General features: G+C 66.4%; 22 protein-coding genes. 5 read left to right on the forward strand and 17 right to left on the reverse strand.

Translation table 11 applies throughout. The features are described 5' to 3' along the window. Positions 1-944 precede the first annotated feature (944 nt). Together C8C99_RS04030 and C8C99_RS04035 are read right to left on the reverse strand one after the other, a co-directional pair. On the reverse strand, positions 945-1,244 hold the full coding sequence (locus C8C99_RS04030) for a hypothetical protein (RefSeq protein ID WP_146186007.1): 300 nt from the start codon (positions 1,242-1,244) through the stop codon (positions 945-947). Between the two features lie 82 nt (positions 1,245-1,326). Beyond that, entirely contained in the window at positions 1,327-3,069 is a 1,743-nt protein-coding gene (locus tag C8C99_RS04035; protein ID WP_199226315.1) for a hypothetical protein, read from the reverse strand. 105 nt (positions 3,070-3,174) lie between these two features. On the opposite strand from C8C99_RS04035, the gene C8C99_RS04040 reads away from it, so the two are divergent. Then, positions 3,175-4,110, forward strand: coding sequence for a succinylglutamate desuccinylase/aspartoacylase family protein (locus C8C99_RS04040; RefSeq protein WP_108625022.1), 936 nt, complete (start codon positions 3,175-3,177; stop codon positions 4,108-4,110). Positions 4,111-4,190: 80 nt separating this feature from the next. Here C8C99_RS04040 and C8C99_RS04045 read toward each other — a convergent pair whose 3' ends face one another. The 8 genes from C8C99_RS04045 to C8C99_RS04080 all read right to left on the reverse strand — a co-directional run bounded on the left by C8C99_RS04045 (position 4,191) and on the right by C8C99_RS04080 (position 13,868). Further along, positions 4,191-4,730 carry a DUF924 family protein gene (locus C8C99_RS04045; protein ID WP_056640386.1) on the reverse strand — a complete coding sequence of 180 codons (540 nt, stop codon included), beginning with the start codon at positions 4,728-4,730 and terminating at the stop codon, positions 4,191-4,193. Positions 4,731-4,807: 77 nt separating this feature from the next. Next, a complete protein-coding gene (locus C8C99_RS04050; protein WP_108625023.1) occupies positions 4,808-5,035 on the reverse strand; it encodes a hypothetical protein in 228 nt (75 codons plus the stop codon). A gap of 135 nt (positions 5,036-5,170) precedes the next feature. Then, complete coding sequence (locus C8C99_RS04055; RefSeq protein WP_108625024.1) at positions 5,171-6,079, reverse strand: DMT family transporter; 909 nt, start codon at positions 6,077-6,079, stop codon at positions 5,171-5,173. A gap of 218 nt (positions 6,080-6,297) precedes the next feature. Beyond that, a complete protein-coding gene (locus tag C8C99_RS04060; protein ID WP_108625025.1) occupies positions 6,298-9,972 on the reverse strand; it encodes a response regulator in 3,675 nt (1,224 codons plus the stop codon). Between the two features lie 25 nt (positions 9,973-9,997). Then, positions 9,998-10,633: a histidine phosphatase family protein gene (locus tag C8C99_RS04065; protein WP_108627034.1), complete on the reverse strand. Its 636-nt coding sequence runs from the start codon at positions 10,631-10,633 to the stop codon at positions 9,998-10,000. Positions 10,634-10,738: 105 nt separating this feature from the next. Further along, on the reverse strand, positions 10,739-11,917 hold the full coding sequence (locus C8C99_RS04070; RefSeq protein ID WP_108625026.1) for a two-component system response regulator: 1,179 nt from the start codon (positions 11,915-11,917) through the stop codon (positions 10,739-10,741). Positions 11,918-12,054: 137 nt separating this feature from the next. Then, entirely contained in the window at positions 12,055-13,005 is a 951-nt protein-coding gene (locus tag C8C99_RS04075; RefSeq protein ID WP_108625027.1) for a nitronate monooxygenase family protein, read from the reverse strand. A gap of 71 nt (positions 13,006-13,076) precedes the next feature. Then, positions 13,077-13,868 carry a pseudouridine synthase gene (locus C8C99_RS04080; RefSeq protein ID WP_199226316.1) on the reverse strand — a complete coding sequence of 264 codons (792 nt, stop codon included), beginning with the start codon at positions 13,866-13,868 and terminating at the stop codon, positions 13,077-13,079. A 114-nt stretch (positions 13,869-13,982) separates the two neighbouring features. On the opposite strand from C8C99_RS04080, the gene C8C99_RS04085 reads away from it, so the two are divergent. Further along, positions 13,983-14,318, forward strand: coding sequence for an ankyrin repeat domain-containing protein (locus C8C99_RS04085; protein WP_108625028.1), 336 nt, complete (start codon positions 13,983-13,985; stop codon positions 14,316-14,318). A 114-nt stretch (positions 14,319-14,432) separates the two neighbouring features. Here C8C99_RS04085 and C8C99_RS04090 read toward each other — a convergent pair whose 3' ends face one another. Then, entirely contained in the window at positions 14,433-14,897 is a 465-nt protein-coding gene (locus C8C99_RS04090) for a TerB family tellurite resistance protein (protein ID WP_108625029.1), read from the reverse strand. A 125-nt stretch (positions 14,898-15,022) separates the two neighbouring features. On the opposite strand from C8C99_RS04090, the gene C8C99_RS04095 reads away from it, so the two are divergent. Next, positions 15,023-15,940, forward strand: a complete 918-nt coding sequence (locus C8C99_RS04095) for a DHH family phosphoesterase (RefSeq protein ID WP_108625030.1) — start codon at positions 15,023-15,025, stop codon at positions 15,938-15,940. A 98-nt stretch (positions 15,941-16,038) separates the two neighbouring features. Here the strand turns inward: C8C99_RS04095 and C8C99_RS04100 are convergent, their stop codons facing one another. The 4 genes from C8C99_RS04100 to C8C99_RS04115 all read right to left on the reverse strand — a co-directional run bounded on the left by C8C99_RS04100 (position 16,039) and on the right by C8C99_RS04115 (position 21,096). After that, the gene (locus C8C99_RS04100; protein WP_108625031.1) at positions 16,039-17,265 is read right to left on the reverse strand and encodes a DUF1501 domain-containing protein; all 1,227 of its coding nucleotides are present in this window, start codon (positions 17,263-17,265) and stop codon (positions 16,039-16,041) included. Positions 17,266-17,454: 189 nt separating this feature from the next. Further along, a complete protein-coding gene (locus C8C99_RS04105; RefSeq protein WP_108625032.1) occupies positions 17,455-19,059 on the reverse strand; it encodes a DUF1800 domain-containing protein in 1,605 nt (534 codons plus the stop codon). 151 nt (positions 19,060-19,210) lie between these two features. Then, complete coding sequence (locus C8C99_RS04110) at positions 19,211-20,509, reverse strand: MFS transporter (protein ID WP_108625033.1); 1,299 nt, start codon at positions 20,507-20,509, stop codon at positions 19,211-19,213. Between the two features lie 149 nt (positions 20,510-20,658). Beyond that, entirely contained in the window at positions 20,659-21,096 is a 438-nt protein-coding gene (locus tag C8C99_RS04115; protein WP_108625034.1) for a thermonuclease family protein, read from the reverse strand. Positions 21,097-21,597: 501 nt separating this feature from the next. Between C8C99_RS04115 and C8C99_RS04120 the strand changes: the two genes are divergently transcribed. Further along, positions 21,598-22,092 (forward strand): DUF2242 domain-containing protein, encoded by a 495-nt coding sequence (locus C8C99_RS04120; RefSeq protein ID WP_056640425.1) that lies wholly within the window; start codon positions 21,598-21,600, stop codon positions 22,090-22,092. Positions 22,093-22,137: 45 nt separating this feature from the next. On the opposite strand, the gene C8C99_RS04125 is transcribed toward C8C99_RS04120, so the two are convergent. Beyond that, positions 22,138-22,683 (reverse strand): alpha/beta hydrolase, encoded by a 546-nt coding sequence (locus C8C99_RS04125; protein ID WP_108625036.1) that lies wholly within the window; start codon positions 22,681-22,683, stop codon positions 22,138-22,140. Between the two features lie 138 nt (positions 22,684-22,821). Here C8C99_RS04125 and C8C99_RS04130 point away from each other — a divergent pair, with 138 nt between their 5' ends. Next, positions 22,822-23,259 carry an Lrp/AsnC family transcriptional regulator gene (locus C8C99_RS04130; RefSeq protein ID WP_108625037.1) on the forward strand — a complete coding sequence of 146 codons (438 nt, stop codon included), beginning with the start codon at positions 22,822-22,824 and terminating at the stop codon, positions 23,257-23,259. 53 nt (positions 23,260-23,312) lie between these two features. Here the strand turns inward: C8C99_RS04130 and C8C99_RS04135 are convergent, their stop codons facing one another. Further along, positions 23,313-23,852: a dihydrofolate reductase family protein gene (locus tag C8C99_RS04135; protein ID WP_108625038.1), complete on the reverse strand. Its 540-nt coding sequence runs from the start codon at positions 23,850-23,852 to the stop codon at positions 23,313-23,315. Positions 23,853-24,104: the final 252 nt, after the last annotated feature.

Consider the following 24,104-nt stretch of genomic DNA (forward strand, 5'->3'; position numbering starts at 1 on the left):
GAAAGGTTGCCAGCCGCGAGTCGTGGAGTCCTACGACTTTGGAGTGCAAATCGCGAGGCCTGCTTTTGCGACACAGGAGGACGTCAAAAAGCTGGCCAACGCAGAGTGTGGAAGCGGGCGAGTAGCCGTGTTCCAGCGATTTCACGGCCGTGGTCGGTATGTGTTTGTTTGCAGATCGAAATGAGAGTGCGGTGTGGGCCTGCTAGCGCCCCTCGCCATGGGGCAGAATCCGGCCAGAAGCGGTCGTAGCCCTATTGCTGACTCAGGCTGTAAGCATGTGAATCAAGTGGCTGTGCTCCATTAAAAGACTAGCGCCTCACCCGAAAGACACTCCAAACAGTTTTCGGATAGTCGAAACGGTGACGGCAGTAACCCGATAGGTCGCATCGGCAGCTATGTGCACCACTCGGCCGCTGCTATAGGCGATGCCAACTTCATTCCAATAAATGCACTCAAGGTGAGTCGGGCTGGTCCGCTGGCAATTTTGATGAGAAGAGCCCTCAGCGGCGAGGTGGCGGATGTCCTTGCCTGCAAATGCGATATTGGCGAGTGATTGATTCTCTGAGGCGGATACTGGTCGGCCGCCGGCAGATACATAGATCGACATCTGACCCGCTAGGGAGCCTGGATCGGGCTCGCATCCGCACGCAACAGGTGAGGTGAATAGCAAAGGCGCGAGTAGGAGCGGCAGCAAAAGCGCCGCGTATCGCATGTGCATGATTCGTCTTTCGCAATCGGGGACCGCTGCCAATGTACCGGCAAAGCAAGATAGTCCGCGAACTCCGGAAAGCTTGATCAAGAATCACACACATCTATTCCTCGCTCTGACCAACGCGGAGTACCGTTGACGCCTCTAAGCCATCGCCACCACTGTCACCTTTGGGCCCAAAGCGGAAATTTGATGCGTTCAAAACAGCAACGCCAGCGATCAATGAGGCGCTGAATTAGTACGCTGGTACTGCGCTGAAAGCCAGAACACAAGCTGACATCTCTGCCATTGACTGACTTGCGCATGCCCATTGCCGCCGCCAGATTGCAGCGACGAGAAGGCCTGAGGCGATGACAAAAGCCACAAAAAACAACAGGGGCCCAACATCGAGAATCATGCCATTCAGAAAATGCTGGATGCCATCCAAAGATGCAGGGAGTTTGGGGGTTGCGAGCAGCGTTGATGACCAAGGCAGGAGAAGCAAACCCGCGCATAGCAGCACGGTGCTGACCCTGATCCGGAGTTGTGGTTTCATTCTGGTCATCCAAGGCTGCTTCTGGCCGAATACAGAAGTCAGGCCCCGGAGCATAGTCGCGCCACGCAAGGTGGTGGTTAACTCAACGCCCTTCAACCCCTCCTGCATCGGGCAGACCAGCCGTCGGCGGTGGCGTGGCTGGCCGTTGAGCGGCGGCTTCGAGGCCGCGGGCCTCGGTCTGCTGGGCCTGCGCCTCTTCGTGCCGCGCGCGGATGCGGGCCTGCACCAGGCCGTGAAAGCGCAGCAATCGGGCCACGTGGTCGGCGGCGCAGCGGGGCAGGGGGGCGCGGCTGTCGCTTTGGCGCTGGGTGTAGCTGAACTCGACCACAGCGGGGCCTTCGCGGGCCTCGTCCACGTCGATCTGGTAGGCGCTGTGGGCGTTGTCTTCGTCATCGCCCGGTGCATCGTCGCCGTTGCGCCAGCTGTATTTGAGTACGCGGCCCCACGGCACGCCGTTGTGCATGCAGGGCTGGCGGGCTCCCACCCACACCTCGTCCTCCCAATAGCCGCTGCGGTCACTGTCCCACCAGTCGTTGTACTGCTCGGCGAACACCGGCAGGCTGGTGAAAGCCTCGATGTGCTCTGCCGTCAATGTGGCCTGCAGGCGCTGGTAGAGCGGGTAGCGGGCGCGGTGCTGGCCCACGGCCTTGCGCACGTAGTCCAGCACGCCGCGCCAGGCGTGTTCGCAGGCCTTCCAGGCTTCGGGGGCGCTGCCGGCGTCTGGCGGGGGCGTCAGCACTTGCCAGGGGCCGGGTTCCCCTTGTGTGTAGCGGCGGTAAAGCAGCGTGCGCTGCGCTGCGGTGGGCACCGCGCTGCGCCACACCTTGGTCGCCAGCCGCTCCAGCCAGTTGCGGGGCGCAGGCACCTGCTCCACGGACAGGTAAAAGTCCCAGGCCTTCCACACGGTGATGAACACGTTGTCGTCGCGCGCGTCGCCTTCTTCGTCCACATGCCGCTGGCAGAGTGAAAAATCGGTCTGCAGGAACCAGCCGGAGGCCTTGTGCTCCTTGTGCGCGATCACCGGCGTGTGCACCACTGCCCGAATGTTCTCGATGCTGATGGCGTTGTCGGCGCACAGGTCGTGGGCCATGGGCTGGTCGGCGTCGATGCCTGCGCTGGTGCGCACCGCGCTCTGGCCAGCACGCACGGCGGCCAGCACCTGGTTGCGGTTGAGCATGGCGGCCAGGCCGCCTTCGCCCGCATCCACGCCGTCGTAGAACTCGGGTGCGAATACGGCGCCCACGATCTCGGAGGAGAACTCGGCAAGGTGCGGCACATTGCGCACCTCGTCCAGCAAGAAATCCACCTGCTCGGACCCCTTGATGTGCAGGTGGTATTCGTCGGTGAACAGCGCCACACGCGCCTGCAATCCGCCGTGTACCCACAGCTCGCCGTGGTTGTGGTGGCCCCACAGCAGTTCGTCCACGCGCAGCGTGCCCTGCACGCACACCAGCTGCCCGCCCACCACAGCGTTGTGCAGGTGGGCGTTGCCGGCGACGATGAGGTGCGTGGTGCCGTCGGTATCGGCACTGGTCAAGGCGCCGTCGATGCGCAGGTCTCCGTCCACCAGGATCAGAAAGAGCGCACTGGGCAGAGAGTCGGCGCCAAAGCCATCCGCAAGGTCTTGCAACCATGAGCCCAATGGGCTGCCCGGGGCCAAGGGCGCGTCGAGGTGCAGTGCGGGCCATTGCACATCGCCCGTGATCCATAGCGCGGTTTCATTGGCCAGCGCCGCAGGGTCTTGCGCCAGGCGCTCGGCCATCCAGCCGGCAGGAGGGAGGCGGTGGGCCACATCGGCCAGCGGGCAAAGTCGGGCAGTGGGCATGGAGCGGGGCGCAGAAGGGACTGGACCGGCGGGCATCGTACACCGCGCTCAGCAACGATCCGGCTTTGCGCGGACAATGATGTGTCATCTTATTAATTCACCGCCATGACGCAGAACCCTCCCGTTTTTGAAGTCCTCCCCCGCGACCTCTCGGCCTACCGCCAGGGCAATGTGGGCATCGACTATGTGCACCGCTTTGAGTCGGGCAAGCCCGGGCCGCACGTGCTCATCAATGCCCTCACGCATGGCAACGAGATCTGCGGCATGGTGGCCGCCACGCACCTGCTGGACACGGGCGTGCGTCCCCTCATCGGCACGCTGACCATCAGCTTTGCCAATGTGGCCGCGTACGAGTCGTTCGACCAGAGCCGCCCGTTCGAGAGCCGCCAGCTGGTGCACAACCTCAACCGCATCTGGTCGGCGGCTGAGCTGGACGGCACCGCCGACAGCCCCGAGCTGCAGCGTGCCCGCGTCCTGCGACCGGTGGTGGCTGCGGCCGATCACATCCTCGACATCCATTCCACCAGCCAGGACGTACAGCCGTTCTGGGTGTATCCCTCCTATCCGCGCAATGCCGAAGTGGCGCTGGCCATCGGCCGCCCGCCGGTGCACCTGGTGATGCCCAGCGGCCTGGGGTCGGGCACGCCGCTCATCCAGCATGGCCGCCATGGGCAGACAGAGGGTGATGGCGTGGCGCTCGTGGTGGAGTGCGGGCAGCATTTCCGCCAGTCGGCGGCCGATATGGCCACGATGGTGGCGCTGGACTTTCTGGCGCATTTTGGCCTCATCGCGCCGGTGTCCGACCGGCCCGCACCGGCAGAGCAACGCCGCTACGAGCTGCTGGAGACCTGCATGGTGCGCACGGCGGACTTCCGCTTCACGCGGCCGGTACAAGGGTTTGAGGTGTTTGCCAAGGGTGACCTCATCGCCACCGATGGCCCGCACGAGATCCGTGCGCTGTGCGATGACTGCACCATCCTCATGCCCACCCGCGAGCCCATCGTGGGCCGCGAGGCGGTGTACCTCACGCGGCCTATCTGAGAACGTGTTGGCGATCGATCCCCTGCGAGATCGCCAACATGTTCTGAGATGCTGAAGAGGGGGCGGCCTGGTGGCCGGCCCTAGAACGACGAGCCGGGCTGCTCCAAAAACGCCACTTCTTCGGGCGTCGAGGTGCGGCCGAGCACCGCGTTGCGGTGCGGGTAGCGGCCGAACCGGGCAATGATGTCGCGGTGCAGCACCTCGAACTTCAGGTTGCTCTCCAGCCCCGGCTGGTCAAACAGCACCATGGCCTGTTCGTGGATCACGGGCGATTCGCTGTGCATGTAAGGCATGTAGGCAAATGCGCGCTGGACAGGTGGCAATGCGCGGTCGTTTTGCCCGGCCACCAGCTCCTGCGCCAGCGCCAGGGCCAAAGCGTCCTGGGCAAACGCCAACGGCGAGCCGCGGTGCAGATTGCGCGAGAACTGGTCCAGCACAATGATCTCGGCCAGCCGCCCGGCGGGGGACGCGCGCCATGCCGAAAGTTCGCACCGCTGCGCCGCCTGCCATGCGGGCGCGAAACGTTCGCGGATTTGCGCATCCACTGCATCGTCCCGCGCAAAGTGTTGCTGGGGAGTGAGCTGCTCAAACCAGAAATGAAGAACGTCTTCGAGTTGCATGGACGGGAATATTGAATGAAATGGGGCGGAAGCGCTTGATCATAAAGCGCTAATAGCTATCAAAATAATAGTGAAAATCAGCCGTGCAGCTGGATCTTGCCTTCCCGCACATACTGGTTGAACTGGTCCTTGGGCAGGGCGGCCGAGCCGGCCGCGTCGTTGTCGGCCGTCCAGCTGAGGGTGGCGCTGTCCTTGGCTTGCGTGACTTCGACCGGGCCTTTGGGAATCGTGAGCGGTGCGCCGTCACCGGGGCGATACGTCACATGGCCCTGGATGGTGGCGTGCTGAGGGGCGGGTGAGGACATGGGGGGCTCCTTGGCGTGGTTGCGTTCCAGACTCCCATTACAGGCCGTCCCCGCGTGGCTGCTTGTCAGACCACACCGCACGCCCGCGCGCGGATTGAACCCATCTTGCCCTGCTGGCTGGTGGGGGTGACCGCATCAAGGCGGCACCACCGCCTGAGTGCGCTCCTGGCGCACCAGGTACAGGCCGCTGCCGATGATGATGGCGCCGCCCAGCAGCGTGCTGTAGCCCGGTGCTGTGTGCCAGAGCACCCAGTCCAGCCCCATGCCCCAGGCCAGTGCCGTGTATTCAAACGGTGCCACCACCGAGGCCTGCCCGTGGCGAAACGCCTCGGTAATGGCCAGCTGCCCCGCAAACCCGGTCACGGCGAGCCCGGCCACCAGCGGCCAGTGCGCTTGCGCCACGCCCACCCACTGCGGCCACGCGAGGGCGCCTGCGCCCAATGCCAGCAGGGTGGTGGTCCAGAACACCAGGCTGGCACTGGAGTCTGTGCGGGTGAGCATGCGGCCCGTGATGGCCGACACCGCGTAGCAGGTGGCTGCTGCCAACACCGCCAGCGCACCCAGGGTAAAAAAAGCCTCCTGGTTGGGCCGCAGGGCCACCAGCACGCCCACCATGCCCAGAGCGATGGCCACCCAGTGGGCGGGGCGCACCTTCTCGCGCAGCACCACGGTGGACAGCGCTGTGATGAGCAGCGGCGCAATGAAGAACAGCGTGTAGGCCTCGGCCAGCGCCAGCTCACGGATGGCGAACGCAAACAGCGCCAGCATGGCCACGTTGAGCCCGCCGCGCAGCAGGTGCAGCGGCCAGCGCACCTTGAGCAGCCGCGGTACCTCGCCACGCCACAGCGCATACAGGGCTACCAGCGGCAGTGCGGCCCAGCCCCGCAGCGCCGCCACCTGCATGGCCGGGTAGTGTGCGGTCAGCGTCTTGAGCAGTGCGTCCATCAACGAAAAGAAGCCCACGGCCGCCACCATGGCGATGATGCCGCGCAGGTTGCCTGAGGGCAGCGCAGGCCCCGGGGCGCTGCGTGGCGCGTCAGACATGGCGCAACCCGGGGATGGCGCCCGCGCAGGCAGTCAGGCGCGGCAGGGCACAGGGGGCGCAGAGCTTGGCGGCGGGCAGGCGTGGCAAGGGCGGGCAGGGCAAGTGCATGGGAGAGAGATGGCCCTGTGTGTGCGGCGCATGCGGTGGCACAGCGGCTGCAGGGTCGGGGCGGCAAGGCCAAAAAGTGTAGCGCAGCCCCGCCGTTCCACGGGCCGCGTCAGGTGGCCGAAGGGGGGCGCTCGGGCGCGCTGGCGAGGGTGGTGTTGGGGGTATCGCTTGCCGGGGGCTGCGTGGCATCCAGCAACGCGAGGGCCTGCACAAAATCGAATCCGTCGATGGCCTGCGCCAAGGCCTGGGCGCGGTCCGGGTAGTGCTGCACCATGGCCGGATGCAGATCGGCATACGCAGCGCTGGCATCCAGGTCGTCGCTGGCCAGCAAAGGGCGGAGCTTGCGCAGAGCCTCTTGCAGCTGTCCGGCGTCAGTGGCCGGGGCTGACCCTTTAACCCCTGCATCCCCGCCATCCCCTGCAGTACCCGCGCTGGCATCCACCACAAAGCGCAGCGATTGCACCAGCTGTTGCAGCCGCCCCTCCAGATCACGCAGTGCCTGCGCGGTGTCCGCGCCTTGGCCTTCCTGGGGGGTGGATTGCAACCTGGCCTCGGCCTGCTGCGCTGCCGTCTGCAGGTCCGTCAGGCCCGCCGTGCCCGCCAGGCCTTTGAGCGTGTGCACGGTGCGCAGCGCCTCTTGCTGGTCACCGGTTTGCCACGCGTGCAGCGCCTTCCGGGCGTCCTGGTGGTGCTCGACCACGATGCGCTGCAGCAGCCGCACCAGGGCCGCAAAGTGGTTGCCCAACGAGCGCAACCCCTGCTGCAACTGAAAGCCTGCCACCGCCTGAAGCTGAACTCGCATGCGCGCTTCGTCGGTCGGGGTGAGGGTGGAGGGCACAGCGACCGGGTACGCGCCGGTCCCTGCGGCTTCCACCGCATGGGGCAGCTGGTGCGCCAGCACGCGCGCCAGTTGGGCAGGGTCCACCGGCTTGGGCAGGTGGTCGTTCATGCCGGCGGCCAGCGCGGCGGCGCGGTCTTCGGCAAAGGCGTTTGCCGTCATGGCCACGATGGGTGTCTGTGCATGGCCGGGCAGCGCGCGGATCTGGCGGGTGGCCTGCAGGCCGTCCAGATGGGGCATCTGGATATCCATGAGGATCAGGTCGTAGTGCTGCTGGCGGGCGTGGTCCACGGCAATGAGACCATCGCCTGCCACGTCCACCGCAAAACCCAGTTGCTGCAACAGTTCGCACGCCACCTCCTGGTTCAGCGCGTTGTCCTCTGCCAGCAACAGACGCAGCCCCGGGGCGAAATGGACAGAGGCATCCGCAGGCAGCGCGGGCGTCCCCTCCGCAGGTGTCTGCGCGCGGTTCCAGACGCGCACCAGCACTTCTTCGAGCGCGGTGGGCAGCACCGGCTTGGGCAAAAACGCGGCAAAGCGGCCTGCATCCACCTCGTCCGCAGGGCAGCTCAGGCTGCCGCTGACCAGAATGCAGGCGGGGCGGTGGCGCAGCGGCAGGGCGCAGATCTGGTGCCAGGTTTGCGTGCCATTGAGGTCAGGCATCAGCCAGTCGGTGAGCACCAACTCGTACGGGTCGCCCACCTCGTCGGCCTGCGCCACGGCCTGCAGCGCCAGCGTGCCCGACGACACCGCGTCGGCCCGGGCCCCCAGCTGGGTCAGCAGGTCGGCCAGCAGCTCGCGGGCCTCCTCCATGTCATCGACCACCAGCACGCGGGTGCTCGGGGGCAGTGCCTGCACGTGGCGGGGTGCTGCGGCCTGGGTGCTGATGCCGAAGGGGGCTTCGAACCAGAAGGTGCTGCCCTTGCCGGGTTCGCTGCGCACCCCGACCTGCCCGCCCATGAGGTGGGCCAGACGGCGCGATATGGCCAGCCCGAGGCCCGTGCCGCCATGGGTGCGGGTGGTGGAGACATCGGCCTGCTGGAACGCGAGGAACAGCTTGCCCTGCTGCTCCGGGCTCAGGCCGATGCCCGTGTCGCGCACCTCAAAACGCAGGCGCACCTCGTTGTCTTCGCGGTGGGTGACGAAAGCGTGCAACGACACGCTGCCGCGTTCGGTGAACTTGACGGCATTGCCCATGAAGTTGGTCAGGATCTGCCCCAGGCGCACCCCGTCCCCGTGCAGCAGGGGCGGAACCCCCGCCAGCTCGGCCATCACCTCCAGGCCCTTGGCCTCGGCCTTGTCGCCGGTGATGGTGAACACGTTGCTCACCACCTTCTCCAGCTCGAAGTCGGTGGGGTCCAGCGCCATCTTGCCCGCTTCGATTTTGGAAAAGTCGAGGATGTCGTTGATCACGGCCAGCAGGTGCATGGCGGCACCCGACACCTTGTCCAGCTGCTGGCGCTGGTGCGGGTTGGTGGTGTCACGGCGGATCAGGTGGGTCAGGCCGATGATCGCGTTCATGGGCGTGCGGATCTCATGGCTCATGTTGGCCAGGAAGGCGCTCTTGGCCTGGTTGGCCTCATCGGCCATGGCCTTCGCGCTGCGCAGCTGCGCATTGGTGTGCTGCAGCTCCAGCGTCTGCTGGGCGAGGGCCTGGCTGGTCTTTTCGAGGTCGAGCGTGCGCTCGGCCACCAGTTGCTCCAGCTCGTCGCGGTAGCGGGCCAGTTCGCGCTCGGACTGCTTGCGGTTGGTGATGTCCACCCAGATGCCGGTCATGCATTCGCGGTCATGCATGTGCAGGGGGCGCATGGACACCCAGAAATCGCGGACGTTGCCGCTCTTGTCGCGCCGCTGGGTCTCAAAGTCCTGGCCGCCTTCGGCCTGGATGCGCTGGAGCCGTTGATCGACCTTGGCGGTGTCTGGGTCCAGCTGCAGGTCGTACAGGTTCATCTGCGAAAACTCTTCGCGCGTGTAGCCCAGCGATTCATTGGTGGCGTCGTTGAAGCTGACGAATTGCAGGGTCTGCATGTCCAGCACCACGATGCCGATGGGGGCCTGGCTGATGATGTTGGCGTGCAGTTCCTCGCGGTCGTGCAGCTCTGCCAGCGCCACGCGACGTTCGTCCTGCGTCTTTTGAAACGCCAGCACGGCATCTGCCATGTCGCCAATGAGCGTGCCCTTGCGCGCGGCCATGGCCTTGATCTGGGCGAAGGTCTTGTAGCCGCTGAGGCCGCTCTCGCCGCGCGAGAGCTTTTGAAGAATCAGATTGAGCCGGTCCAGCTGCCGCGAGGTGGACAGCGACAGCCCGAACCACAGCGCCAGAAACACCAGCGCCGCCAGCGTGCTGTAGATGCGCATGCGGCGATTGAAATCCTGCAGTTGGCTGCGTATGGCCGCTGCGTTCTGGAGCGCATGGTCCATGAAGGTCCGGGCGATGTCGCCCATGCGCAGGGCAAACGCGCCGTAGTACGCCGTGGCGCTGATCAGGTGTTCGCCCGCCAGCGACTGGTCGATGGACATCTGGTCCGAACTCATCAAGGCGAACTGGCGAAACTCCTGGAACGCGCTCAGGGCTGCCGGGTAGTGGGCCTGGACGTGTGAAAAATCATGGGCTGTGGTCAGCGTGGTCAGGTCCTTTTCAAGCGCTGCCATTTCGTCCACGATGAGCGTGTGAAGCTGGTAGGCCTTGGCTTCATCCACACGCCGGTCCTTGGAGGCCGTCAGGGTCTGCGCCAGCCGCAGCTTGATCTCCAGCAGCTTGCGGCTGATGGCTTCTGCCTTGGCGGCCACCTCGATGTCTTTCTCCTGGCTCTGCAGCGCCTTCAGCTGGATGGCCTGGGTGCGTTGCTGAACCGCATAGTCAAACCCCATGCCCACCAGCACGGCCAGTACCACCGGCAGAAAAAATCGCAGAAAAAACCGTTGGCGCTTGAGCAGGTGGAGCATGGGCGAAAGGGGCCGCAGTGGTGGATCAGCGTTTGGGATTGGCAGGGAGCAGGAGGCTCCAGTGCGATGGGGGAATGCTGCCCATGTATTCAAATTGCGAGCGCCCCAGCGGGCGCAGCACCACCATGGTTCCTTCGGGCTTGACGAAGTAGCCCATCAGGTCGGCCAGGTTGGGGGCGTGCGCCACGATGACGCGGTTGGTGCCCTCGGGAACGGGCGTGGACACCAGGGCCCGCGTGGCGGCAGCGACGGGTTTTTTCTGCTCGCTGGTCAGGTTGGCTGTGTAGGCCAGCAGGGGCTCTGCACGCAGCAACTGCGGTTGCGTGGCAAACGTGAGCTGGGCGCTCTCGCGGGCGCGGCACATCGGGCTGTGGATGACCTCCCCCACGGGAATCCTGGCGCGCCGCAAGGCAAGCCCCAGATCGCGTGCCTGTTGCCGGCCTGCATCACTGAGGACGCGCTGGGTGCTGCAGTCGTTCAGGTCCACCTGCGGCGCTCTGTCCACCCGGCTGGGGTCCGAGGTGCCGTGGCGCAGGTACAGCACAAAGCCGCCTTGGCGCATTTGTGCCAAAAGGGCAGGGCTTGCCAGGATCTCCTGGAAGTCCTGGTCCTGCGCGATGCCAACGTCGGGCCATGCAATCGTTCCCGTTGCGGCAACCATGGCCACCACCACAGCCGGCACCCGAGTCCACCCCGTTTCCGCGCGGGGGCCCCTCCTGCCGGGCGGAGCGGGGGCCAAACGCAGGGTGCGCATCGCCAGCATGGCTCAGGCCTCTGGCACGGTGGCGGGATGGTCCGCAAACCGGTCCGCGATGGCCGCAAACTGCGGCACCAGATGGAGAAACGCGTCGCAGATATCGGGGTCGAAATGCTGGCCACGGCCTTGGCGGATGATGTCCACCGCATCGTCGAGCGTGAAGGCGCGCTTGTAGTGTCGGCGCGAGATCAGGGCGTCAAACACGTCGGCGATGGCCATCAGCCGCGCGGGCAGCGGTATGGCGTCGCCCTGCAGGCCTTCGGGGTAACCCGAGCCGTCCCACTTTTCGTGGTGGCCCGCCGAGATCTGGCGCGCCGTCTCCAGGAACGCAAGGGCAGAGTTCCCGGGTGCCGCCCCGGGCGACAGCGGCTGGTGGTGGCCCAGCTGCAACACGCTGCGAATGGCCTCGTCGATGGCGTCGGCGCCAATGCGGGCGTGGGTCTTCATCACCTCGAACTCTTCGGGGGTGAGGCGCCCCGGCTTGAGCAATATGGCGTCGGGGATGCCCACCTTGCCAATATCGTGCAACGGCGCGGCCTTGGCGATCTGCCGGCGCTGGCCGGCGCTGCCCAGCAGGTGCTCAAAGCGCGGATGGTTCTGCAGGTGCAGCATCAGCGCGTCGATATAGGCCTGCGTGCGGTGCAGGTGGTTGCCGGTTTCGTTGTCGCGCTTTTCGGCCAGCGTGGCCATGGCGTGCAGGCTGAAGTCCTTGATCAGCTCGTTCTCGGTCATGCGCCGTTGCACTTCGGCGTCCAGGTAGCTGTTCTGGTCGGCCAGCCAGTCGCGCGCGGCCTTCAGCTCCAGGTGGGTGCGCACCCGCGCCAGCAGCACGGCGGGCTTGATGGGCTTGGTCACATAGTCCACCGCGCCCGCCTGCAGGCCGCGCTCCTCGTCGGCGATGGCGTCGAGGGCGGTCACAAAGATCACCGGGATCTCGCGCGTCTCAGGCGCTGCACGCAGGGCGGCCAGCACCTCGTAGCCGTCCATCTCGGGCATCATCACATCGAGCAGGATGATGTCGGGCACCGGCTGGGACTGGGCGACCTGCAAGGCCCGCTGCCCTGAGTTGGCCACCCGCACGTGGTAGTACGGGCGCAGCAGTTGGCCAATGACGGTCAGGTTTTCGCGGGTGTCATCCACAACCAGCACCGTTTTGAGCAGGGCTTTATCGTCGGCGGGCAAGAACATGGTCGTGGTGCTTTCGGGCGTCCTCGGCAGGGGGTGCGGGTAACCACATGTTACCGGTGTTCTGGGTGTTGCCACGCGTTTGTTCGCGTGGCGGCGGGGGCATCCGCAGGGGGCTTGCAGGACCTCTTCCCGGTGCCTCAGCCGAACGACCGCGCCATGCCCATCGCGCCCATGCGCTGGCTGATCGCAAAGAACTCCGCCACCATGTCGTCGATGATCTGCTGCGCGGTCTTGACGGCGTCAATCAATCCCACGGTCTGCCCGGCCAGCGCCGGGGCTGCCTCCATGTCGCCGTCAAAGTACACGCGCTGGATGCCCGCAAAGCTGTCGGCGGGCATCAGGCCGGCCTCGTGGATGGCCTGCGTGCGCTGCGACTTGAGCGCACGGATGCAGGGGCTGGCTTTGGTGTTGAGCATCCAGGTGCCGGTCACGCCCGCATCGACGATGGCGTTTTTGTAGTTGGCGTGCACGGGGCTCTCGGCGCAGCTGACAAACCGCGTGCCCATCTGCACGGCCTCGGCCCCCAGCGCAAAGGCTGCGGCCATGCCACGCCCGTCGCAGATGCCCCCGGCTGCCACTAATGGCACGTCCACCCGCGCCCGGATGGCCTGCAGCAGCACCAGGGTGGACACTTCTTCGGGGTTTTTGAACCCGCCGCCTTCACCGCCTTCCACCACCAGGCCGTCAATGCCTGCGTCCACGCATTTGAGCGCAGCGTCCACTGTGGGTACCGCGTGGTACACGGTGATGCCCGCATCCTTGAGCGGCGCAATGAACTTGGCTGGGCTGCCTGCCGAGGTGGTCACAAACTTTACGCCCGACGCGCACACAAAGCGCAGCATGGCGTCGTCCTTCAAAAAGCGGATGGGCAGATTCACGCCAAACGGCAGGCCCAGTGCGCTCATCTTGGTGATCTCGGCCTGGCAGTTGGCCGTCTCGCCCGACGAGGTCTCGATGATGCCCAGCCCGCCCGCGCGTGACACGGCCGATGCCAGCTGCGTGCGCGCAATCCAGCCCATGGGCGCCTGGATGATGGGGTAGCGCGCACCGGTGTGGGCGAGGACGCGGTTGGTGGCGGGTGCGGTCATGGGCGGTGTCTCCTGCTATTTTTTGGAGTGCCCATTATTTCGACGGGTATGCCGTCGCCGTGTCGCCCGCGTTACGGGGCCGGGGCAGGTGTCTCTTGCCAGGGCAGCCGCGCCAACAGGCGCAGCCAGTCGGCGCAGGGCGGCGCAGCGGAATCTTCGGCTGGGAGGTGCCCGCCGCCCCAGTCCGCAGGCCCAGGCCAGCGCAGCCCGCTGTCGAACGTCGTCGCAACTCCCGACATCGGGTGGGGCACCGTGAGCTGCCAGGCATGCAGCCACAGCCGCTGCTGGCCCAGCCGCTCGGCCCACCAGCGGTTGAGCGGGCCCTTGCCATGCGTGGCGTCGCCGATGATGGGGTGTGCCAGGTGCTTGAGATGGCGGCGGATCTGGTGGCGTCGCCCGGTGGTGGGGAGGGCCTCGACCAGCGAGGCACGGGTGGTGGCAAAACGCGCATCGCTGGCCTCGGGCAATGTGAGCTGCGCCAGCCGCCGAAAGCGCGTGTGGGCATCCTGCACGGCGGCGTCCGCGGGCGCATCGTCGGGCTTCAAGGCATGGTCCACCTCGATGGCCTCGGGCGCCCAGCCGCGCACCATCGCCAGGTAACGCTTGTGCGTGGCGCCGTGTTCAAAGGCTTGCGACAGTGCCCGCGCCGCATCGCTGTGCAACGCCATCACCAGCACGCCGCAGGTGCCCTTGTCGAGCCGGTGCACCGGGAACACATGCTGGCCCAGCTGGTCGCGCAGGGTCTGCATCACAAACCGCGTCTCGCCCGCATCCAGCCCCGTGCGGTGCACCAGCCAGCCCGCAGGCTTGTAGACGGCCACCAGGTGCTCGTCGCGCCAGAGGATGTGCAGGGGAGGGTGCATGAAGGAAATCGTAGCCGCGGGCAGAGGCCGGGGAGGGTAAGGGAAGGCGCGGATTGTGCCGCACTGCGCTGTGCCTAGACTGGCACATCTCAACCGCCGAAAGGGAGCCCAGGTATGTCCGCCGGAGACTGGAAAGACATGTACGCCGCCGCCGTGGCGGGCGACTTGGGGCTGGTGCGCCACCACATCAGCGCGGGCGTGAACCCCAACTACCAGCACCCCGAGATCCTGTGCACTCCCTTGGTGGCCAGCCTCATCCACGGCCACGACGCCATCGCGCGCTACCTGTTGGCCCAGGGGGCAGACCCGATGTTGCGGTCCGACTTTGACGACATGACCCCGCTGGAGGCCGCGCGCCGCTACCGGCGCACCGAGTTCATCGACTTGCTGCAGGCCCAGGGTGCCAAGGAAAATCGCAAGCCATTCTGGTGGCGTTGGTTGCCGGTATAGACGTGAAGTGTGGGCACATCGGTAGAGCCCGCGCCGCCCAGGCCAAAGGCCGCCGTGCAAGGACCGCCCCGCCGCACGGGCGGCGTCCCCCTCGGGGCGAGGGCGCGAAGCGTCTCAGTGGGGGCTTGTTTCCTTCGCCCGCATCTTGGCGCCGATGTACTCGCCATGCGTCACGTGCAGCAGACCCGCTACCTTGCTGATGGTATGCATCTCGTTTTCGTCCGGGTGTGTGTCCGCGTAGGCCACCTGCCACATGGCTTCAACCAGCCGGATCTTCTCGGCCTGCGTGAACTGCTCGTTCAGCTGGCTGGTGAAGCGCTGGTAGTCGTAGGCCGTCCGGGAGGTGGCGATGGCTTGGTCCAGCAGGTTCTGCAGCTCATCGTCACTCCATGCAAATTGGTGGCGCAGCGCGTTCACCATGATGCTGCGCTCTGCATGGCCCACGGCCGACTCGGCCCGCACCACCTCCACCAGCAGCACGGCGGCCGCCAGAGGCACAGCCTGCGCGCGTTCGGCGGGCGACGAGGACGGCGCGAGTGGGGCGAGGCTGTCAAACAGGTCTTTGAGGGCTTGGAACATCACTTTTTTCGGCAGGCTGGGCGAATGGGGTGGAGGCGCGGGGAGCGGGCTTGGTTCCCGAGAGGTGTTTTGGCCGCACAGTTTGTGCTCGCTGCGGCACAACGCCCCGGCGACAATCGGGGGTCATGACGAAGAAAACCATACTCCCCCTGCAACTGCTGGTTGCCCCCGACAAGAACGACCCTGTGCCGCTGATCCTCTACCACGGGCGCAATTGCCCCGATGGCTTTGGCGCGGCGCTGGCCGCATGGCTGTACTACGGCGACCAGGCTGAATACGTGGGGCTGGACCACGGCGATGTCAAGACCGTGGACGACCTGCCGCCCCTGCAGGGCCGCGCGGTGTACATCCTCGACTTCTCGTTTGCCAACGAGGTGATGGCCGCCATCGACGAGCGCGCCGCCAAGCTGGTCATGCTGGACCACCACAAGAGCGCGGCCGAAAAGCTCACCGGCTTTGCCTGCCGCTGCGGTGTGGTGCACTTTGACATGAACAAGTCGGGTGCGCGGCTGGCGTGGGAGTTCTTTCACCCCCATGCACCCATCCCCGCGCTGCTGAAGTACGTGGAAGACCGCGACATCTGGAAGTGGGAGTTTGCCGAGAGCGCCGCCTTCCTGTCGGCCCTGGACATGGAAGAACAAGGCTTTGCACGCTGGCGCGAGATTGCCGACTTTACGCCCGAGCAGCTCCAACAGTTCATGGTGCGCGGCGAGGCCATGGACCAGAAATACCGCAAGCTCTGCGCCGACCTTGCCGAAGGCGCGCAGCCACTGGTGTTCAACGGCATCACCGGCCTCATGGTCAACGCCCCCGGCATGTTCCACAGCCTGGTGGGCGACATCCTGTCGGCCAAGACGGGCACCTTTGCGCTGATGTGGAGCGCGGGCGAAAAGGGCGTGAAGGTGGGGCTGCGCTCGCAGCGCAACTTTGACTGCATCGCGCTGGCCGAAAGCATGGGCGGCGGCGGCCACGCGCAGGCCTGCGGCTTCAAGATGAAGGTGGAGCGCCTGCCAGAGCTGTTGACAGGCACCTTCAACGCGTAGTGCTGGGGTGATTTGGAGCGAAAGTCGCCTGAAGCGCTACAACTGCATGCCTGAGTAGCTATCAAAAATATAGTGAACGGCGTGGAGCGCGAGCGCGGCTAGACCAGCCGCAGGTCCGCGCCCTTGCTCCCCGGAAACACCCGCGCCACGGCCGTGGCGTTCAGCCCGTACATCCGCGCGAACAACCCGCCCAGCACACTGCGGTAGTCGTTGAGCACGGGGTAGTCGCGGTTCTGGAACAGCGTGGTGGCGGTCAGCGCCTGCTGTTCGCCCGCGATGCGGCCACCATTCACCCCGCCACCCAGCACCCAGAACACCGTGCCGTGGCCGTGGTCTGTGCCCCGGTTGCCGTTCTCGCGGAAGGTGCGGCCAAACTCGCTGATGACCACCACCACGGTGGACTTCCACGCCGGGTCCATCTCGTCGGCAAAGCCTGCGAGGCCCCGGCCCAGTTCCTCCAGGCGGTTGGCCAGCGCACCGGTGGCGGCACCCTGGCCCACATGCGTGTCCCAGCCGCCCACGTCCACAAAGCCGATCTGGTAGCGCGACTGCATCAGCCGTGCCATGCGCCGGGCGGTGCCCTCGAATCCCTTGGTACTCAGCGCATTGCGGCTGGCGGCCTCCATCTCGCCCTGCATGGTGCGGGCCACTTCGTCGCGGGTGGCAAAGCCTTCGTTCACCGGCGTGGCCAGCGCTGTGCCCCGGTACATGGAGGCGATGAGTTCGGCCTGCCGCGCATCCACGCCGCCCCGCCCGGCGCCTGCGCTCAGCGCGGTGTTGGGCACGTCCACCGCCCCGCGCAGCACCAGGGGCAGGGTGCTGGTGAATGCCATGGGCTGCAGCGCCGCCCCAGCGCTGTCGGCGCGCGGGTTCAGCTCGGCCACCAGCCGGTTCAGAAAGCCCGATCGGTAGTCGCGCCGCCCGCCCAGGGGCTGGCCCAGCTCGATGCTGTCCTGCGTGTCGAAGTGGCTGCGCGAGAGGTCGTCCGTGCCCGCAAACGGCACAAACGCGAGCTGGCGCTGCTGGTACAGCGGCAGCATCGATTCAGCCAGTGCCGGGTGCAGGCCCCAGTCGGGCGTGAGCGGCAGGGCGCCGCCTTCCTGCCCCGGCCGGGCGATGGCGATGTTGGGCCGCGTCTCGTAGTAGTAGCTGCTGGCCGTAGGCACCAGCAGGCTGGCGCAGTCGTAGCCACCGCGCAAGAACACCAGCAGAAAGCGCGTGTCCTGCGCGCGGGGTGTGGCGAGCACGCTGGCGCTGTGCACGCCCAGGCCAGCACCGAGTGCGCTGGCGCCCAGGGCCTGGAGAAGGTGTCGTCTACAAAGCATGGGGCTGTCCTTTCAATCGCGCCCGAACGCATCATCGGCTGCTGCGCAGGCGCGTGCGCGGTCAAAGCCGTGGCAGCCGTGCAAGGGCCGCCCCGCCGCACGGGCTGCGTCCCCCTTCCCGAAGGGCGAAGCCATTCGAGAGAAGGGGTAAGGCGCGAAGCGACTCAGGGGGATGTACTCCATCTTGTTTCATCCGTGCATGAACTCGGGGGACGCGAGGAACAGCAGGTTCCATTCGCGCGGCGAGGTGGCCTGCGCCAGTGCGTTGCGTGTGGCAGGGGACCAGGTGGGCTCCATGGCGCGCACGTAGGCCGTCTGCGCCAGGGCGGGCGGCATGCGCGGCGCGGCGCGTGGTGCTGCGTCATCGTTCGCTGGCGGGGCTGCGAGAGCGCCCGCCCCCAGGGCCCGCGCCATCTCAAAGCGCGTGCTCATCTGCCCAGAGCCCGACCACGACGCAGAGTCGAGCGGGTAGCCATCGGGCGTGACACGGCCATACAAAGGCTCGGCCAGCCGTTGCAGCCACGCCAGTGCAGGGTCGGTGCTGGGCAGCACAGCGTCGCCATGGGCCAGGCGCAGGCCCGCCAGCGCATAGTGCACCGGGCCCCGAAACCGCTGGCCGAGGGATGCGCGGAATTCTGGCGTGTTGAACAGCGTTTCCAGCACCGCTGCAATGTCGCCGTCGGTGCGTTCAAAGCTGCGGGCCAGGGTCTGCAGCAGCGCGGGGGGCGGGTTGTCTCCCACCAAAAAAAGCGCGATCTTGCGCGTGATGAAGCGTGCGGTGGCGGGCGCGCGGGCCAGGCGGTCCAGCGCTTCGTCCACTTCGGCCAGGCCTTCGGCGCGTAGCGGCTGGCCGAGCAGCGTCTTGGGCTCCCAGTCATGCCGCTGGGGGTTGAACTCGAACAGGCCGTCGCGCACGTAGTGGCGGCGCAGCGCGGGCTTCATGCGTGGGGGCTCGTCGCCTGGCGGCCGCTGCGACACGCCCACGCCGGTCAGCACGCGGGCCAGCTCCTGCACGTCCTGCTGGCTGTAGCCGCCGTCCACGCCCAGCGTGTGCAACTCCATCAGCTCGCGCGCGTAGTTCTCGTTGATGCGGCCTGCGGCGTTCTGCGCGTTGTCCAGGTAGCGCAGCATGGCCGGGTGGCGTACGGTGGCGCCCAGCAGGTCGCGAAAGCGGCCCAGCGCGTGGGGGCGTATCGCGCGCTCTTCGTAGTCACCCACGAGAGCGCGCAGGTTGCCCTTGCCGGCAAACACGTTGAAGTGGTTCATCCAGAACCAGGTCATCTTCTCGCGCAACTGGGTGGGCGAATAGAGCGCGCGCAGCACAAAACGGGCGGCCGCCTCCTGCTGCAGGGCACGCATGTCCTGCTGCCAGGTCTTGAGTGCGGCCTTGCGCTCGTCTTCGGTAGGCAGGGCCTTGGCGGCGCGGTGGCGGGCTTCCATGTCGGCCGCCAGCGCCTCGATGGGGGTGCGTGAGATGGCCATGGCGTCGATCTGCGCCTGGGCCTCGCGCGGCAGCGGTGCGTTGGCACCCGGGCGCAGCTGGCTTGCCAGGTAGGCACTGATGCCCAAGCCGCCCAGTGCTTGCACGCCCTGACCGGTGCAGCCCCAGGTCACGCGGTCGAGCAGGTGGGCCTGTGTGGGTTCGTCGGTGGACGCCCAGCCGCCTGGGCCTACGGGGTTGGGCGATGCAGGGGGCGCAGCCTGGGTCGATGACACGGCGCCAAAGGCTGCATAAGCCGCCATGCCCAGCAGCAGGGTGCGGCGGTGGAGGGGCGGAAGGGAGTTGGGGGTCATGGTGCCTCGCTGGCTGCCAACCAATGGCTACCTGCATGGTGCCGCTGCGATCCACCGGGTGCAAGGCGGCGCAGCGGGTTTTACCTGCGCGATACAAACGCGGACGAGGATGTATCGAGGGGTTTCCCAAAGCGCCCCAGCAGGAGGCGTTTTACGGCGAAGGTGCCGCGCCCGTGGCCTGTGCGGCCTCTTCAAAACGGTCCACCTTGCGCAGGGTTTGGAACGCCAGCATCCAGCCACCCACCACCCCCAGGGTGCACAGTCCGCCCACGATGGCGGCAGGCACCACGCCCAGCCACGCAGCGCTCGTACCTGCGCGGAACTCGCCCAGTTCGTTGGACGAGCCGATGAACAGCATGTTCACCGCGTTCACCCGCCCGCGCATGGAGTCGGGCGTGGAGAACTGCACCAGCGCGCCGCGGATGTACACGCTCACCATGTCGGCTGCCCCGGCCACCAGCAGCGCCGCGAAAGACAGCCAGAACAGCGTGGACAGCGCAAACACCAGGTTGGCCACGCCAAATACCGCTACGGCGATGAACATGGTGCGGCCCACATGGCGGTTGAAGGGCCGCATGCTCAGGTACAGCCCGGCGCTGACCTCGCCCACCGCCATGGCACTGCGCAGCGCGCCCAGGCCAGCAGGGCCTACGTGCAGCACCTCTTGCGCGTAGATGGGCAGCAGCGCCACCACGCCACCCAGCAGCACGGCAAACAGGTCCAGCGAGATGGTGCCCAGAATGATGGGCCGGGTGCGGATGAAGGTGATGCCCGCGCCAAAGCGCTCCAGCATCGTGCCCTGCGCAGGGCCGGGCGCCGTGGCGTGGGCCACCACCACGCGCAGCAGCAGTGCCACGCCCAGTACAAAGCAGGCGCAGCAAATGGCATAGGTCAGCTCGCCCCCGCCCAGCGCGTACAGCAGCCCGCCCAGCAGCGGCCCGCCAATGCTGGCCACGCGCATCAGCATGCTGTTGGCGGCGATGGCCTGGGCCAGTTGCGCACGCGGCACGATCTGCGGCAACAGGCTTTGCATGGCCGGGCCCGAGAACGCGCGGGCGCAGCCATACAGCACCAGCACGGCATAAATGCCCGCCACGCCGCTGCTGCCGTGGCCAGACAGCCACCAGAGCAAGGCGCTGCACACGCCGCCCACCGACCAGGCCAGTGCCAGGATGCGCTTGCGGTCAAAGCGGTCGATCAGGTCGCCCGCCGGCAGCAGCAGGGCCAGCATGGGCAGAAACTGCGCCAGGCCCACATAGGCCAGCGCCAGCGGCTGCCGGGTCAGGTCGTACACCTGCCAGGCCACCACCACAGCCTGCACCTGGGTGGCGACCACGGCCACCACGCGGGCGATCAGGAAGGAAACAAAGCCGGCATGGCGGTAGACGTTGGCAGGTTCGGCGGGCGCGGCAACAGCGGCGCTCGGGGTGATGGGCTCGGGGGTGGGCATGGGTGGGGTCAGCGGGTGGGGCGTTCGCCCGATGCGGCGATGCCCCCAAAAGGCGGGAGGCCAGATGCTAGCGTTTGTGGCGCGGGGCTGCTGTCAAGCACTGGTAAAGCCTTGCTGCGGGCGCCCTGAGGGACTGGTCGCCGATGGAGTCAACGGCGCTGCCGGTGCCGGTAGTCCCAGGGCGCCAAGGGCCGCTTTTGGGACCACAGGCCCGCATGCTGCGCCTGTGCGGAGCGCTGCAGGGGCGCCAGGTGTGGGTAGCCGCTGGCGTATGGCGTGTAGACCCAGGCCATGCCCGCGCGCACCTGCGCCGTGGCGACATCGGTGCCCCCGCAGCGCACCTGCGCCACCATGCGCCCGTAGCTGTCTTCATCCACCGGCTGCAGCGTGGCACGCTGGCGAAAGCACAGCTGGGCCAGATGCTGGCGCGACTTCTGGCCAAACGCCTGGCGCGATTCAGGTGCGTCGATGGCGGCGATGCGCACCTTCACCTGCTGGTAGGCGCCGGGCGTGCCGCAGCGGGCGGTGAGGGTGTCGCCGTCGCTGATGGCGACGACCAGGCAAAGCAGGGAGGCGGCGAGGGGCACAGGGGGCTTGATGGTGGGTAGGCAGGCGGTGGCGGCGATGCTTTTGCAGCAATGGGCTCATTGGGGCCGGATGTGCTACAGCAGCATGCCTTGATAGCTATGAATAGTATAGCGTTGCGATCTGCAGGAGTGCGGTGGCAGGCAGGCACAGGGGCTGGCACGAGGCGCGTTGTCGCTGCTGAGAACCCGTTCCTGGCACCCGGCACAACGCCGGGCTGTTTTGCTTCAAGGTGTTACCACACCCACGTGTGCACGGCATGAAGAATGTGGGGAACCGGGAGCGGTTACTGCCGTCAGACACCCCAGGCGCTGTGACAATGGGGTGCATTGTCCAATGCGCTCGTTTCGCGTTTGCTTAGCGCTTGTTATCGTCGGCACTAGCCACCCACCACCCAAGGAGTCCCGGTTTTGCGTTTCCCCTGGTCCACAGAATTCCATGCCCCCCTAACCGCGCTTTTGCGCGCCGCCGCCGTGGCCCTGGCCTGTGGCGCGACCTTGGTCATGGCAGGCTGCACCAGCACGGGGGTCAAGACGTTTGGCGTGCAGGAGAGCTTTGGCTCGGTTGCCACCTATTCGCGCCTGTTTGATGCCACCCCGGCCCAGACCTGCGAGGCCTCGCGCCGCGCGCTGCTCAGCCAGGGCTACGTCATCTCGTCCAGCTCGGCCGATCTGGTCGAGGGCAAGAAGAGCTTCCAGCCCGAGCCCGAATCGCACCTGCAGATGGTGGTGCGTGTGGTGTGTGTGCCCGAGGCCAACGACGGCAAGGTCAGCCTGGGCTTTGTCACCGCCACGCAGGACACCTACGCATTGCGCAAGACCAACAACTCGGCCAGCGTGGGCGTGGGCGCCATTGGCTCGGTGTCGCTGCCGTTTTCGTCCAGCAGCGAGTCGCTGGTCAAGGTGGGCAGCGAGACCATCGCCAAAGACACCTTCTACGACAGCTTTTTTGACCTGGTCAAACGCTACCTGGTCATCGACCAGGCCCTGGCGGACTGAGCGCCAGGGGCGTCGCCGGCTTCTTCGCTCGTCGCATCCCCGTCATCAGGCGGCGCGCCAGCGTTGTACCCAGGCCCATCCTTCTGCCCAGTCGCCCAGATTGCTGTCGGCATTGATGTGCCCTTTGGCTCCCAGGTCCACCTGCTGAGCACCCCAGGCGGTTGCGCAGTGCGCCGAGAAGGACGGTGTGGAATACGGATCGTCGCTGCTGCTCACCAGCACGGTCTGGCGCGCGGGCTGACCCGGTGCGGTCAGTGCGGCAGGCACCGGGGCGAAGCCTTTGGCATCCGTTGGAAAGTGGGGGCCATCAGGGTCGGGCACGGCCACCAGCAGCAGGGCATGCACGGCGGCCGACGAGCCGGCGGCCCACCGCGCCAGCGCGAGGCAACCCAGGCTGTGGGCCACCACGATCGGGGGCTGGCTTGCGGCGTGGATGGCCGCGTCAATGGCCTGCACCCAGGCCTCGCATTGGGGGTGCGCCCAATCGTCCTGCTCCACGCGCGCGACGCCTGCGTGCTGGGTTTGCCACAATGATTGCCAATGGCTGGGGCCGGAGTTGTAGATGCCGGGAACAAGCAAAACAGGTCTCATCGTCAAATTCCTTGGGGTCAAAAAAGCAGTGGTGTCACTGCTTGCCAAAGATAGGTGCCGCGCCTGTGGCTGGGCAGGGGGCATCATCGGAAAGTGGCCCTCCAAACCTTGAAGTCATCGCAGAGGGAGCATTGCACCGTGGAGCTGGACAAAAAAGACCGACAGATCCTCATGGCGCTGCAGGTCGACGCTCGCCAGAGCCTGTCTGCGTTGGGCAAGCAGATCGGTCTGTCGCAGCCTGCGATGAGCGAGCGCGTAAAAAAACTCGAAGACGCGGGAGTGATCGTGGGCTACCAGGCCCGCATCGACCTGGCTGCTGCTGGCCTGGGCTTGCAGGCTGTGGTGCGGGTGCGCACCACGCATGAACACATCCAGCGCTATGTGCAGCTGTTTCAGACCATGCCGGAGGTGCTGGACGCCGTGCGCGTGACGGGCGAGGATTGCTTTGTGGTGCGCTGCGCATTTGGACAGCCTGCGGACCTGGAGCGCGTGGTGGATGCCCTGGCGGCGTTTGGCAGCGTGTCTACATCCTTGGTGCTATCGCACCCTGTGAGCAAGGTGGTACCGCTGGCATGACGCGGCGGGCCAGCAGGGCCTGTCTGCGTGTGACACGCGCGCAGTAGCCGTGCTCAACGGCAGACCCTGTAGCGCAACTCCGCAAACACCCCACCCAGCGTGGTCACCGACTGCAGCTGCAGCGGCGGCTGCACCACGCGGCGCGGAAACAGCGGCGTGCCCGCGCCCAGTGTGACGGGCGCGATCTGCACGATCAGCTCGTCCAGCAGACCTGCATCGTAAAACTGCCCGACCAGGTCACCCCCACCCACCACCCACACGTTGCGTCCCGCTGCTGCATGCACCATGGCCTGGTGCACGGGATGCACATCGCCATGCACAAACCGCACATCGGCGCCGGCAATGCCGCGCAGCGTGCGCGAGCTGAACACCCAGGTCGGTTGCGTGTACGGCCAGGGTTGGCCCGCATCGATGGCGTGTTTCAGCATCCATTCGTAGGTGTGCGATCCCATGGCCAGCGCGCCCACGTCGCGGATGAAAGCGGGGTAACTGGAGCCCTCGATCTCGCCAAACTGCAGCAGCCAGCCGAGGTCATGGTCGGGCGTGGCGAGGAAGCCGTCCAGGCTGGAGGCTCCGTAGAACTGTGTGGTCATGCGCTCTTCTTCGGGTCGTGATGGGAACCTGGGAATGTGCCGGGCGCTGGTGACAGCGTACTGGCAGCAATGGTGCACCGCGTCGGCGTTGGATGCGGATTTCAACGCTGTGGAGCCCTTCGGTCGCGCGAGCACGCGAGTGCGCGAATAGCGATGTGTGGGTCGTTCATGCGTAATTTTAAAAATTGTACTTAGACAATTAATAGTCGTATTTGACAATAATTGCCGAAAAATTGAGACTGCATGCACCGC

The sequence above is a fragment of the Acidovorax sp. 107 genome, from assembly GCF_003058055.1.
In the GTDB taxonomy this organism is placed as follows: Bacteria; Pseudomonadota; Gammaproteobacteria; order Burkholderiales; family Burkholderiaceae_C; genus Acidovorax.